Source organism: Pseudonocardia phyllosphaerae, assembly GCF_046546475.1.
Taxonomy (GTDB): Bacteria; Actinomycetota; Actinomycetes; order Mycobacteriales; family Pseudonocardiaceae; genus Pseudonocardia; species Pseudonocardia phyllosphaerae.
The window spans coordinates 200,182-213,868 of sequence record NZ_JBKGXS010000006.1 but is presented as its reverse complement, the minus strand read 5'-3'; the positions used below and the strand labels follow the sequence as shown (position 1 = coordinate 213,868).

8 protein-coding genes are annotated in these 13,687 nt (G+C 74.2%); 5 read left to right on the top strand and 3 right to left on the bottom strand.

What is annotated here, in order from left to right; translation table 11 throughout:
• Positions 1–151: 151 nt before the first annotated feature.
• Positions 152–1,528 (top strand): lipopolysaccharide biosynthesis protein, encoded by a 1,377-nt coding sequence (locus tag ACLE50_RS14635; protein ID WP_410944081.1) that lies wholly within the window; start codon positions 152–154, stop codon positions 1,526–1,528.
• A 6-nt stretch (positions 1,529–1,534) separates the two neighbouring features.
• Here ACLE50_RS14635 and ACLE50_RS14630 read toward each other — a convergent pair whose 3' ends face one another.
• Positions 1,535–2,425 (bottom strand): ATP-grasp fold amidoligase family protein, encoded by an 891-nt coding sequence (locus ACLE50_RS14630; RefSeq protein WP_410944080.1) that lies wholly within the window; start codon positions 2,423–2,425, stop codon positions 1,535–1,537.
• A 260-nt stretch (positions 2,426–2,685) separates the two neighbouring features.
• Between ACLE50_RS14630 and ACLE50_RS14625 the strand changes: the two genes are divergently transcribed.
• Both ACLE50_RS14625 and ACLE50_RS14620 read left to right on the top strand, forming a co-directional pair.
• Positions 2,686–3,726 (top strand): glycosyltransferase family 2 protein, encoded by a 1,041-nt coding sequence (locus ACLE50_RS14625; protein ID WP_410944079.1) that lies wholly within the window; start codon positions 2,686–2,688, stop codon positions 3,724–3,726.
• Positions 3,727–3,879: 153 nt separating this feature from the next.
• Positions 3,880–5,097 (top strand): MFS transporter, encoded by a 1,218-nt coding sequence (locus ACLE50_RS14620; RefSeq protein ID WP_410944078.1) that lies wholly within the window; start codon positions 3,880–3,882, stop codon positions 5,095–5,097.
• 64 nt (positions 5,098–5,161) lie between these two features.
• Here the strand turns inward: ACLE50_RS14620 and ACLE50_RS14615 are convergent, their stop codons facing one another.
• Positions 5,162–6,595 carry an MFS transporter gene (locus ACLE50_RS14615; protein WP_410944077.1) on the bottom strand — a complete coding sequence of 478 codons (1,434 nt, stop codon included), beginning with the start codon at positions 6,593–6,595 and terminating at the stop codon, positions 5,162–5,164.
• Positions 6,596–6,718: 123 nt separating this feature from the next.
• Here ACLE50_RS14615 and ACLE50_RS14610 point away from each other — a divergent pair, with 123 nt between their 5' ends.
• Positions 6,719–8,284 carry an acetolactate synthase large subunit gene (locus ACLE50_RS14610; RefSeq protein WP_410944076.1) on the top strand — a complete coding sequence of 522 codons (1,566 nt, stop codon included), beginning with the start codon at positions 6,719–6,721 and terminating at the stop codon, positions 8,282–8,284.
• A gap of 44 nt (positions 8,285–8,328) precedes the next feature.
• Positions 8,329–9,684, top strand: coding sequence for an MFS transporter (locus ACLE50_RS14605; protein WP_410944075.1), 1,356 nt, complete (start codon positions 8,329–8,331; stop codon positions 9,682–9,684).
• A gap of 343 nt (positions 9,685–10,027) precedes the next feature.
• Here ACLE50_RS14605 and cobN read toward each other — a convergent pair whose 3' ends face one another.
• On the bottom strand, positions 10,028–13,642 hold the full coding sequence (gene cobN, locus ACLE50_RS14600; RefSeq protein WP_410944074.1) for a cobaltochelatase subunit CobN: 3,615 nt from the start codon (positions 13,640–13,642) through the stop codon (positions 10,028–10,030).
• Positions 13,643–13,687: the final 45 nt, after the last annotated feature.

Genomic DNA, 13,687 nt, shown 5'->3' with positions numbered 1-13,687 from the left:
CACCCGTCCTGAACTCCCGCCCCGCACGGCCCGTGACCACCGCAGGCCGTTAGCGTGGTGTCGTGCACGACTCTTCCGCCCCCGCACGCGACGCCCGCCCGGTCACCGGCGCCGGCGTCCGCGGCCCGGTCCGGCCCGCAGCGGGAGACCGGTGAGCGTCGGGGGGATGGTGGCCGGCCGCATGCGGTCGGTCCGGCGGGAGATGGGCAACCCGCTCTACCGCAACGCCTACGCCCTGATGCTCAACACGGTCGTCAACTCCGGGTTCGGGCTCCTGTACTGGGTGTTCGCGGCCCGGGTGTTCAGCACCGACGAGGTCGGCCGGGGCAACGCGCTGGTCAACCTGATGATGATGATCTCGGTGCTGACCTCGCTGAACTTCGGCCAGGCGATCGTCCGCTTCCTCCCGACGGCCGGCCGGGACTCCCGGGCGCTGGTCCGGACCTCCTACCTGGTCTCGACCGTGGTCGGGATCGTCGGCGCGACCGCTGTGATGGCCTACTGCCACTGGGCCTACTCCCCCGGCGACCCGCTGCACGTGTCGTTCGGGTTCGGCGCCTGGTTCGTCGTCTCCACCGCGGCGTGGTCGGTGTTCAACCTGCAGGACCAGGTGCTCACCGGGCTGCGGTCTGCGATGTGGGTGGCGCTGGAGAACGGCGTCTACGGCGTCGTGAAGCTGGTGCTGCTCGTCGTCGTGGCCTGGTTCGGGGTGTCCGACGGCGTGTTCACGTCCTGGAGCGCACCGGTGATCGCGCTGCTGGTGCCGGTCACGCTGCTGATCTCCCGACGGCTGATGCCCCGCCACGAGGCCGGGCTCGACCACGACGCCGTCGTCCCCACCGGTGCACCCGACCGGCAGACCCTGGTCCGCTACCTGGCCGGTGACTACCTCGGCCAGGTGTTCAACCAGGCGATGTCGTCGTTCCTGCCGGTGCTGGTGGTCATGGTGATCAGCCAGTCGGCGAGCGCGTACCTGCTGCCGGCGCAGACGGTGTTCCTCGCGATGAGCATGCTGTCGGTCGCGATCACCTCGGCGCTGGTCGTCGAGGGGGCGCGGCAGCCCGAGCGCGCGCACCTGTTCGCCCGCGCGGTGCTGCGCCGGATCTGCCTGATCGTGCTGCCGGCGTCGCTGGTGATCGCGCTGGCGGCGCCGCTGCTGCTGTGGTTCTACGGCCCGGTCTACGTCGAGAACTCGACGCTGGTGCTGCAGCTGCTGATGGTCTCGATGTTCCCGCGGGTGATCGTGACGCTGTGGATGACCAAGTCCCGGCTCGCGAACCGCACCTTCGGGCTGGCGTTGCAGCAGCTGGTGCACGCGATCATCGTGCTGGGCGGTATCCCGCTGCTGGCGCCGGTGATGGGCGTCGACGCCGTCGGGTGGGCCTGGCTGGCCGGTGAGGCGGTGCTCGCCGTCGTGATGGCGCCGTCGGTGATCCGCTGGCTGCGGCAGCCAGCCCCCGAGGCCGCCGGGCCCGGCGGCCCGTCCGGCGACGCCATCACCCGGGAGATCCCGCGCGTGCGGGACTGACCCGCGTCAGCGCCGCGCCACGAACCTCTCCGGGATGGGCGTCCCGTCGCGCCACAGGTCCCCCAGCGCCCGGTCGAACGCGCGCGGCCGCAGCCGCACCAGCCCGCCGCCCGGGTTGTGGGTGATCTCGCCGAAGTAGACGTGCCCGTCGACGTCGTAGAGGTCGACGCGGGCGAAGGCGAAGTCCTTGCCGAGCGTGCGCGCGATCTCGCGCATCCGCTCGTAGGCGGCGGGCTTCTCCGGCAGCGCGTCGGCCTGGGCGAACCGGCCGGAGATCCGGAACGGCACCCAGTCCGGATGCAGCAGCGTCGAGGTGTGCGCGGTGAACCGGTCCTGGTCGACGACGACCATCGCGGGCTCGCCGTGGAACACGAAGAACTTGTAGTCCGCGGGCGGGGTGACGCCGTCGCCGATCATCTCCTCGACGACCACCCGCGGGGTCATGCCCTCGTAGGGCCGCTCGCGCCAGCCGTGCCGGAAGAAGTCGGTGCGCAGCCAGCGCCGGACCCTGCTGCGGATCGCGGCCTTGTCCGCGGACTCGGGATGGCGGACCAGGATCGTCATGTCGCAGCCGTGGGTGCCCTTGACGACGTAGGGCACGGTCGGCGCGTCGAGGTCGAGGTCCTCGGCGCGCTCGGCGACCTGCAGCAGCGGGATGAGGTGCTCGGCGCCGATCCGCTCCGCGACGTGGGCGCGCACGAGGTACTTGTCCGCGGTGCGGCGCACCAGCTCCGGTTGCGGATCGAGGTTCTTGCGCGCCAACAGCTGTGCGTAGGTGCGCGGGCGTCGGAAGGTCGTGATTTCACCCTGGAACAACGCGTGGTGCGCGATCGCGAATGCGCGGTGCGGCAGGAATCGGAGCCGCCTGGAGATCATCACGCGGGGGTCGGGCGCCATTCCGCGAGCCTAGATCCGGCGGATTGCGGTGCGCGGCAGGGGTGACCCGCCCCGGACCCGCGTTCCGGCCCGTGCGCTGGGCGTCTGCGCGCACCGGGCAGCCCTTCGCACACGGAGCGTTTCCGGTTCGCCGAGATTTCTCACACTGATGGACCAACGACAGTTTGCATGGCGAACACCTCATGACTCCGGGTGGGTGATCATAGGCGGAAGAAGGTGCGCTGTGGCCACTCGGACGGCCTCTTGCTAACGTGCCGAACGTGCGGAACACGAACGTTCTGATCTCCGTGATCACCCCGGCCTACAACGTGGGTCCGTGGATCGGTGACGCACTCGATTCCGTACTCGCGCAGACCGAGTCCCGGTTCGAGTACGTCGTGGTCGACGACGGCTCCACCGACGACACCGCCGACGTCGTGCGGGCCCGCGCCGCGCGCGACTCGCGGCTGCGGCTCGTGCAGGTTCCCAACGGCGGCTCCGGCGCGGCGCGCAACCGGGCGCTGGCCGAGACCTCCGCGCCGTTCGTGGCCTTCCTCGACGGCGACGACCGCTGGCACCCGAGGTTCCTCGAGCACATGCTCGCGACGATGCACACGGCGCCGCCCGGCGTCGGGATGGCCTACTGCCACACCCGGGTGATGCTGGAGAACGGCCAGGTCGTCGCCCCGCGCTGGCAGCCGGCCGGCCGGGTCGACCTCGACCGGCTCCTGGTGGAGAACGACCCGCCGCACAACGGCAGCTCGCTGATGATCCGCCGCGCCTGCTTCGACCAGGTCGGCGGCTTCGACACCTCGCTGCCCTCGGCCGTGGACTTCGAGATGTGGCTGCGGATCGCGCGGTCCTCGTCGTACCCGCTGATGTGGGGTGTGCGCCGCTACCTGCTCGACATGCGGCTCATGCGGACCGGGTCGATCAGCGCGAACCGGCAGCGCCGCTTCGAGTGCCTGGACAAGGTGCTCGCCGACTACGCCCCGGCGATGACGCGGATGCACCCGGGGATGGCCTACATCCGGCCCGCGGTCTTCGCCTACCGCGACGGGCTCGACGACTTCGGCGACCGCTGGGCGATGTTCGCCCGCGAGGCCGGGACCGCCGCACTCGCCCGCGACTCCTGGGGCCGTTCGCTGCTGGCCTGGAACGGTGCGGGCCGGGAGCGCCGGGCGACCATGCGCGCGGCCCGCGAGGGCATCCGGCGCTACGCCTACCAGGGCGTCTCCGGCGCGCTGCGCACCGCGGGCCGGCTCACCGGGCTGCGCAACCGGATCGTCGCCCCGGCCACCGAGCGCCCCGCCGCGGGCTGAGCCCGCCCCGGCCCCGTTGCCCCGAGGGGCACGCTCGTCTCCACCGGCGGTAGCGAGGGTGCCCCTCGGGGCAGGCACGGGCGCGGGCGGGCATGGGCGCAGGCCGGGACGGCCGGGTGGCCGCGCCGCGGCGTCGTCGTGCATGCTCGGCCGGTGGTGGAACGGACCCTCGCAGCACGGCCCGGCCGGACCGAGCGGAGGGCCCGCACCGGTGTCGGCCTGGTCTTCCTGACCAACGGGCTGGTCTACGCCAACGTCCTGCCCCGCTTCCCGCAGATCAAGGACCAGCTGGGGCTCAGCAACGCCGAGCTGGGGACCGCGGTCGCCGCGTTCCCGCTGGGGGCGCTGCTCGCCGGGCTCACCGCGGGCACCCTGATCGCGCGGTTCCGGTCGTCGCGGGTGGCGTCGTTCGGAATGGTCGCGATCGCGGCCGGCATCGTGCTGGTCGGGCTCGCCCCGAACTGGGGGCTGTTCGCGGTGGCGATGTTCCTGGCCGGGGCGGCGGACTCGGTCGTCGACGTCGCGCAGAACGCACACGGGCTGCGGGTGCAGCGCCGCTACGGTCGCTCGATCCTCAACTCCTTCCACGCGCTCTGGTCGGTCGGCGCCGTCGCGGGCGGTCTCATGGGCTCCGCGGCGGCCGGGATCGCGCTGCCGATCCCGCTGCACCTGGCGCTGTCGTCGCTGCTGTCGGTGGTGATCGCGCTCGCGGTGTACCCGATGCTGCTGACCGGCCCGGAGGAGGCCGAGCGCGACACCGGCAGCAGCGAGGACAGCGCCGGCACCGGTGCCCCGCGCACGCCGTGGGCCGGGCTCGGCCTGCGCACCGTGCTGCTGCTCGGGGTGTTCGGGCTGATCGCGACCTCGGGGACGCTGGTCGAGGACTCCGGGCAGACCTGGGCGGCGATCCACCTGCAGGGGCTCGGCGCGGGCGCGGCGGTGGCCGGGTTCGGGTTCGTGGCGCTGCAGGGCTGCCAGTTCGTCGGGCGGCTGCTCGGCGACCGGATGGTCGACCGGTTCGGGCAGCGGGCGGTCGCCCTGTGCGGCGGGGTGCTGGTGTGCGCCGGGATGGGTGCCGCGCTGGCGTTCCCGACGGTGCCGACCACCATCGCCGGGTTCGGGCTGGCCGGGTTCGGCGTCGCCACGCTGGTCCCGGCCGCGATGACCGCCGCCGACCACCGCCCCGGCCTCGCGCCGGGCACCGGGCTGACCGTGGTCACCTGGCTGATGCGGGTCGGGTTCCTGGTGTCGCCGCCGGTCGTCGGGATCGTCGCCGACGCGTGGTCGCTGCGGGTGGGGCTGCTGGTCGTCCCGCTGGCCGGGCTGATCGTGCTGCTGTGCGCGCGGGTGCTGCCACGCCGCCTCGCCTGAACCGCGCCGCCTCGCCCGAGCCGCGCCGTCTCGCCCGAGCTGCGCCGCCTCGCCCGGGCCCGGGTCAGCGCGCCCCGGCGACCTGCGGGGCCCGGCGCGAGCGCACCAGGTCGGTCAGCCCCAGCAGGAACGCCACGGCCACCAGTGCGACGGTGACCACCAGGCCGTCGGAGATCGCCGAGACCCAGTCCCCCGATCCGGACAGCTCCCCGAAGAACACCGCCCCGACCAGCGACAACCCGATCGCGGTGCCGATCCGCTGCCCGGTCTGCAGCACCCCGGCCGCCGTCCCGCCCGAGGACCGCGGGATCTCCGACAGCGCCAGCGTCTGGTTCGGCGCGATCACCAGCCCGCCCCCGGCCCCGGCGAGCAGCAGCGGCCCGGCGACTGCCCACCCGGTGCCCGGTGCCCCGGCCGTGACCCGCAGGACGACGTCGGTGACGGCCAGCCCGACCAGCACCACCCCCAGCCCGACGACGATCATCGCCGTCCCGAACCGGGACACCAGCCGCCCGCTCAGCGCCGAGCTCACCGCGGAGCCGACGGCGAACGGCGTCAGCACCAGGCCCGCCTCCAGCGGGGTGTAGCGCAGCCCGTTCTGGAAGAACAGCGTGAGCACGAAGAAGATCGAGGTGAATCCGGCGAAGTACGTCGTGCCCAGGGCCGCGCCGACGGCGTAGGACCGGATCCGCAGCAGCGCCAGGTCGACCAGCGGCAGCCCGTGCACCCGCTTGGCCCGCCGCTCCCACGCCACGAATCCGGCCAGCACCACCGCGGCGACGACGAGCAGCCACCACGGCGCCGCGGCGGGGTCCCGTTCCGCCAGCACCAGCGGCAGCATCAGCGCGACGACCGCCACCCCCAGCAGCAGGGCCCCCACCAGGTCCAGCGGGCGGCGACGTCCGGGGCTCGCGGCGTCGGCGGGCAGCACCCGCATCGCGTAGACCAGCGCCGCGACGCCGATCGGGACGTTCACGTAGAACACCCAGCGCCAGCCCTCGGCGAGACCCGCCCAGGCCAGCAGCAGCCCGCCGAGCAGCGGGCCGACCGCCGTCGACACCCCGATGCTCGCGCCGAACAGGCCGAACGCGGTGCCGCGCTCCCGGCCGTCGAACAGGTCCTGGATGAACCCGACGACCTGCGGGGACAGCAGCCCGGCCGCCGCGCCCTGCAGCAGCCGGACCGCCACCAGCACCCACGCCGCCGTCGCCAGCCCCGCTCCGGCGCTGGTCAGGGTGAACAGCGCCAGGCCGGCGAGGAACATCCGGCGGCGACCGCGGTCGTCGCCGAGCCGTCCGGCGGCGACGAGCACCAGGCCGAAGGTCAGCGCGTAGCCCGAGACCACCCAGGACAGCTCCGCCGACGACGCGCCCAGCCCGGCCTGCATCGACGGCAGCGCGACGTTGACGATGCTGACGTCGAGCAGGGTCATGAAGCCGGCGACAAGGCAGACGGACAGCGCCCGCCAGCGTCGCGGGTCGGGTGCCTCGTCGCTCACTCCTCCATTCCCGGGCCAGCCGGTGATCGGCGCAACTCGAACCCCGGCTTTCCGGGCGCGCGTCCCAGGGTGTGGACTGGGCGCCGTGATGATCGCTGTGCTGCTGTCCGCGACGGTGCTCCGGTGAAGGGCGCCGAGGCGCTGGTCGCGTCGCTGGTCGAGGCCGACGTCGACGTCTGCTTCGCCAACCCGGGGACCTCGGAGATGCACTTCGTGCAGGCCCTCGACGAGGTGCCCGACATGCGCGGGGTGCTGGCCCTGTTCGAGGGCGTCGCCACCGGTGCCGCCGACGGGTACGCCCGCATCGCCGGCCGGCCGGCCGCGGTGCTGCTGCACCTCGGGCCGGGGCTGGGCAACGGGCTGGCCAACCTGCACAACGCGCGCCGCGCCGGGAGCCCGGTGCTGTGCATCGTGGGTGCGCACGCCACCGGCCACGTCCGGTTCGACGCCCCGCTGCAGTCCGACATCACCGCCGTCGCGCGGACGGTGTCGGGCTGGGTGCACACCACCGGCGACGTCCGCGACGTCGCCTCCGACGCGATGCGCGCCGTCGCCGCGACCGCCGACCAGGGCGGGCAGGTCGCGACGCTGGTGCTGCCCGCGGACGTGTCCTGGTCCGAGGGCGCCACCGAGGCGCCGCCGCTGCCGAGGGCCGAGCCGTTCCCGACGTCGCCGGAGCGTCTCGCCGCGGCGGCCGACGCGCTGCGCGCCCCGGACGCGGTGATCCTGCTCGGCGGGCCCGCGCTGACCGCCCGCGGGACCGCGGCGGCCGGCCGGATTGCCGCCTCCACCGGAGCGCGGCTGCTGGTCGAGACGTTTCCCCGCTACTGGGAGACCGGGGCCGGGACCCCGCGGCTCGACAAGCTCGGCTACTTCGCCGAGCAGGCGCTGGACCAGCTCGACGGCGCGCACTCGCTGATCCTGGCCGGTGCGCGGTCGCCGGTGTCGTTCTTCGGCTACCCGGGCGTGCCCGGGGACCTGGTGCCCGACGGCTGCGAGGTCGTCACCCTCGCCGACGCCGCGTCCGACGCCGAGACCGCGCTGGAGGCGCTCGCCGACGTCGTCGGGGGCGGGGACGTCGCCGAGCTCGCGCCGCACCACGCACCGGAGCCCGGGCCGGGACCGCTCGACGTGCGGTCGATGGCGGCGGCGGTCGCGGCGACGCTGCCGGAGCGCGCGATCGTCGTCGACGAGTCGCTGACCGCGGCGGCCGCGCTGGCCCCGGCGCTGCAGACCGCGCCCGCGCACGTGCAGCTGGCGCTGACCGGGGGCGCGATCGGGCAGGGCCTGCCCGCGGCGACCGGGGCCGCCGTCGCCGCACCGGACCGGCCGGTCGTCGCGCTGCAGGCCGACGGGAGCGCGCTCTACACGCTGCAGGCGCTGTGGACCCAGGCCCGCGAGCAGCTCGACGTCACCACCGTGCTGATCAACAACTCGGCCTACGCGATCCTGCGGGTGGAGATGACCCGCACCGGCGCCGACGGCTCCGAGTCCGCCGACCTCTCCGGCCCAGCCGGGCGGATGCTGGACCTGTCCGCCCCGACGCCGGACTTCACCGCGCTGGCCACCGGGTTCGGTGTGCCCGCGCGCCGGGTGGAGACCACCGAGGATCTGCTCGCGGCACTGCGCTGGGCCTACGCCGAGCCGGGCCCGCACCTGATCGAGGCGATCGTCCCCTCCCCCGCCTGATAACCGGTTGACCTGCACCCGGGTTCAGGTCGCAGGGTGAGGTCATGGCCCGTCCCGTCGACTCCGCCCGCGCCGGGCCCGGGGTGTGGGCGCAGGGCCGTGCGGCGACGACCGCCGGGATCCTGCTGCTGATCAGCCTCACCGCGTTCGAGTCGATGGGCGTCGGGACCGCGATGCCGGCCGTCGTCGCGGACCTGGGTGGGGTCGGGCTCTACGCGTGGCCGTTCGTGCTGTTCCTGGCCTCGGCGGTGTTCGCGACGGCCGCCGGTGGCCGCTGGTGCGACACCCGCGGTCCGCGGGTCCCGCTGGTCGCGGCACCGGTGGTGTTCGGGGCCGGTCTGCTCGTCGCGGGGACGGCGACGACGGCGGCGCAGCTGCTCGCCGGGCGGGTGCTGCAGGGGCTCGGTGCCGGTGTCGGCGGGGTCGCGGTGTACGTGCTGGTCGCGGCGGTGTACCCGGCGCGGCTGCGGCCCGCGGTGTTCGGGCTGATCTCCTCGGCGTGGGTGCTGCCGTCGCTGGTGGGGCCGCCGCTGGCCGGGTTCGTGACGGCCCGGTTCGGGTGGCACTGGGTGTTCCTGGGGCTGCTGCCGGTCGTCGCGGTGGCGGTGCTGCTCGTGCTGCCGGCCGCCCGCGGGACCGGGCCGCCGCCGCGGTCCCCCGACGGGTCCCCGGTGCTCGCCGCGCTCGGCGCCGCCGCCGGGGTGGCCGCGCTGAGCTGGGCGCTGTCCGACCGCGGCCCGCTCGCGCTGCTCGCCGGAGCGGGCGCGGTCGCGGTGCTGGTCCCGGCGCTGCGCCGGCTGCTCCCCCGCGGCACCGCGTCGGTACGGCCGGGGGTCGCCGCGGCGGTCGCGGCCCGCGGGCTGGTGGCGGCCGCGTTCTTCCCGGTGGGCGCGTTCCTGCCGCTGGTGCTGACCGCGACGCACGGCTGGTCGCTCGCCTGGGCCGGGCTCCCGCTGATCGTGGCCTCGCTCGGCTGGTCCGGGGCCGCGGCGTGGCAGGGACGGCACCCGGAGCGGGACCGCTCGGCCCTGCTGCGCACCGGGTTCGCGACGATCGCCGCCGGGCAGCTCGGGCTGGTGCCGGTCGCGGCCGGGTGGCTGCCGGGCTGGTGCGCCGTCGGGTTCTGGGGGCTGTCCGGGCTCGGGATGGGGATCGCGTTCTCGGCGATCGCCTACCTGACGCTGGCGCACTCGACGGCGTCCGACGTCGGCGCGAACTCCTCGGCGGCGCAGCTGCTGGACCAGCTGACCCAGGCGACGTTCGTCGGGATCGGCGGGGCGCTGCTCGCGCTGCTGGGGTCACCGGTGGTGGCGATGCCGGTCCTGCTGCTGATCGTCGCCGTGCCGGCGGTGCTGGGGGCGGTGACGGCCGGGCGGACCCGGGTCACGCCGGCCCCGTGATCGGCACGTTCGTGACGACACGGCTGCTGAGCGATCGGCTCGTCACGAACGTGCCGATCACCGTGCCGATCCGAGGAGACGTTGGACCCCTCCCGGGCGGACGGACCTGCATCGCCGCCCGGGAGCGGGCATTCCCGATATTAGGACACCCTAAGTCGATCTGTCACGGATCCCGTCCGAGGCGTCACCGCCCGTGTCCGGATTCGGCTGTTCGCACCGGCCGATCGGCAGCCGAGCGGCCTGGGCGGCGGCCCGCGCCGCGCCCGAGCGCGACGCCCGGGCGCGGTGTCGGACGGGCTGCCCGGGCACAGCCGCCGGCCCCGGGCTCGGTGCGGGAACGGGCTCAGCCCTCGTCCTCCAGGTCGCCCTCGGACTCCAGGTAGGCCTGGCGCAGCGCGTCGAGCGTTCCCGGCTCCGGGGACTCCCACAGCCCGCGGTCCACGGCCTCCAGCAGCCGCTCCGCCATGCCGTGCAGCGCCCACGGGTTGGACTCGGTGAGGAACTTGCGGTTCTCCGGGTCCAGCACGTACTCACCGGTCAGCGTCTCGTACTGCCAGTCGGCGATGACTCCGGTCGTGGCGTCCCAGCCGAACAGGTAGTCGACGGTCGCGGCCATCTCGAACGCACCCTTGTAGCCGTGCCGGCGCATCGCCGCCATCCAGCGCGGGTTGACCACGCGGGCGCGGAACACCCGGGCGGTCTCCTCGTGCAGGGTGCGGGTCCGCACCGACTCCGGGCGGGTGGAGTCCCCGACGTAGGCCTCCGGCGCGGAGCCGGTCAGCGAGCGCACCGTGGCGACCATGCCGCCGTGGTACTGGTAGTAGTCGTCGGAGTCGGCGATGTCGTGCTCGCGGGTGTCGATGTTCTTGGCCGCCACCTGGATCCGCCTGTAGGCGTTCTCCATGTCGTCGCGGGCCGGGACGCCGTCGAGGCCGCGGCCGTAGGCGTAGCCACCCCAGGTGGTGTAGACCTCGGCGAGGTCGGCGTCGCCGCGCCAGTCGCGGGAGTCGACCAGCTGCAGCAGGCCCGCCCCGTAGGTGCCCGGCTTGGAGCCGAAGATCCGGGTGCGGGCGCGGCGCTCGTCGCCGGTGCGCTCCCGGTCGGCCAGCACGTGCGCGCGGACGTAGTTCTGCTCGGGGGTCTCGTCGAGCTCGGAGACGAGCTTCACCGCGTCGTCGAGCAGGGCCAGGACGTGTGGGAACGCGTCGCGGAAGAACCCGGAGATCCGCACGGTGACGTCGACGCGCGGCCGGCCCAGCTCGTCGAGGTCGATCACCTCGAGGTCGCGGACGCGGCGCGACGCCTCGTCCCACACCGGACGCACACCGAGCAGCGCGAACACCTCGGCGACGTCGTCGCCGGAGGTACGCATGGCGCTGGTGCCCCACACGCTCAGCCCGACGCTGCTCGGGTACTCGCCGTGGTCGGCGTGGTAGCGCGCGACCAGCGACTCGGCCATCGCCTGCCCGGTCTCCCAGGCCAGCTTCGACGGGACGGCCTTCGGGTCGACCGAGTAGAAGTTCCGGCCGGTCGGGAGCACGTTGACCAGCCCGCGCAGCGGCGAGCCGGACGGCCCGGCGGGGATGAAGCCGCCGTCGAGGGCGTGCAGGACCTGGTCGAGCTCGTGTGCGGTGGCGTCCAGGCGCGGGACGACCTCGGTGGCGGCGAACCGCAGGATCGTCTCGACGACGTCCCGGTCGACCCCGTCCTCGGTCACGTGCTCGGTGACGACGGCCGGGGCGGCGTCGGCGTCCCAGCCGGCGGCCTCCATCCCGGCGACGAGCGCACGGGCGACGGTCTCCACCGCGTCGGTGCGCGACCCGGTCTCCGAGCCGTCCTCGACCAGCCCGAGCGCCTGCCGCAGACCGGGCACGGACTGCTCGCCGCCCCACATCTGCCGGGCGCGCAGCACGGCCAGCACCAGGTCGACGCGCTGCTCGCCCGCCGGTGCCTGGGCGAGCACGTGCAGGCCGTCGCGGATCTGGACGTCCTTGATCTCGCACAGCCAGCCGTCGACGTGCATGAGCATGTCGTCGAAGACGTCCTCGTCCGGGCGCTCCTCCAGGCCCAGGTCGTGGTGCATCTTCGCCGCGGTCATCAGCGTCCAGATCTGCTGGCGGATCGCGGGCAGCTTCGCCGGGTCGAGCGCGGAGATGTTGGCGTGCTCGTCGAGCAGCTGCTCCAGGCGCGAGATGTCGCCGTAGGACTCGGCGCGGGCCATCGGCGGGATCAGGTGGTCGACCAGGGTGGCGTGCGCCCGCCGCTTGGCCTGGGTGCCCTCCCCCGGGTCGTTGACCAGGAACGGGTAGATCATCGGCAGGTCGCCGAGCGCGGCGTCGGTCCCGCAGGACGCGGACATCCCGAGCGTCTTGCCGGGCAGCCACTCCAGGTTGCCGTGCTTGCCGACGTGCACGATCGCGTGTGCGCCGAACCCGCCGTCCGACACCGGCGCGGCCAGCCAGCGGTAGGCGGCCAGATAGTGGTGCGAGGGCGGCAGGTCCGGGTCGTGGTAGATCGCGACCGGGTTCTCGCCGAACCCGCGCGGCGGCTGCACGATCACGGTCACGTTCCCCGAGCGCAGCGCCGCGACGACGATGTCGCCCTCGGGGTTCTGCGACCGGTCGACGTAGTGCTCGCCCGGCGCGGCACCCCAGTGCTCCTCGACGCCGTCGCGGAAGTCCTCGGGCAGCGTGGCGAACCAGCGCCGGTAGACCTCGGCGGAGATCCGGACCGGGTTCCCGGCGAGCTTGTCCTCGGTGAGCCAGTCCGGGTCCTGCCCGCCGGCCTCGATCAGGGCGTGCATGAGCGCGTCGCCGTCCCCGGCCTCGACGCCGGGGAACTCGCCGGTGTCGTAGCCGGCTGCGGCCATCGTGCGCAGCAGCGCCACCACCGAGGCGGGGGTGTCGAGGCCGACGGCGTTGCCGATCCGCGCGTGCTTGGTCGGGTACGCCGACAGCATCACGACGATCTTCTTGTCCGCGTTGGCGACCCGGCCCAGCTCGGCGTGCTTGACGGCGATCCCGGCGACCCGGGCGGCGCGCTCGGTGTCCGGGACGTAGACCGACAGGCCGTCGTCGTCGGTCTCCTTGAACGAGAACGGGACGGTGATCAGCCTGCCGTCGAACTCGGGGACGGCGACCTGGGTGGCGACGTCGAGCGGGGACAGCCCGTCGTCGTTGTCCTCCCAGGTGGCGCGGGAGCTGGTCAGGCACAGGCCCTGCAGGATCGGGACGTCCAGCGCGGCCAGCGCGGCGACGTCCCACTCCTCGTCCTCGCCGCCGGCCTGCGCCGACGCCGGCTTCGTGCCGCCCGCTGCCAGCACGGTGACGATCATGGCGTCGGCCCGGCGCAGGGTGTCGAGCAGCTCGGCGGGGGCCTGGCGCAGCGACGCGCACCAGATCGGCAGCGGGCGGGCGCCCGCGGCCTCGACCTGCTCGCAGAGGGCCTCGATGTAGCGGGTGTTCCCGGCGAGGAACTGGGCGCGGTAGAAGAGCACGGCCACGGTCGGGCCGTCGGTGGGATCGGCGGTGTCCGGGCGGTCCAGGATCCCCCACTCCGGCAGCTCGACCGGCGGGTCGAAGCCCTCACCGGTGAGCAGCACGGTGTCGGACAGGAACCGGTACAGCTGGACGAGGTTGTCCGTGCCGCCCTGCGCCAGGTAGGTGTGCGCCTCCGCCGCGACGCCGGCCGGGACGGTGGAGTGCTCCATCATCTCGGCGTCGGGCGCCATCTCCCCGCCCAGGCACACCAGCGGCGTGCCGTGCGCGACGAGCATGTCCATCTCGTCCTCGAACCAGCGGTACCCGCCGAGGATCCGGGCGACGACGACGTCCGCCGCGTCGGCGAGCTCGCGCAGCTCGTCGAGGGTGACCCGGTTCGGGTTGGCGAGCCGGTAGTCCATCCCCGAGGCGCGCGCGGAGAGCAGGTCGGTGTCCGACGTGGACAGGAGAAGGATCACGGGGCAGCATCCCCGCAGCGGGCGCGCGTCATCACACGGACCTTC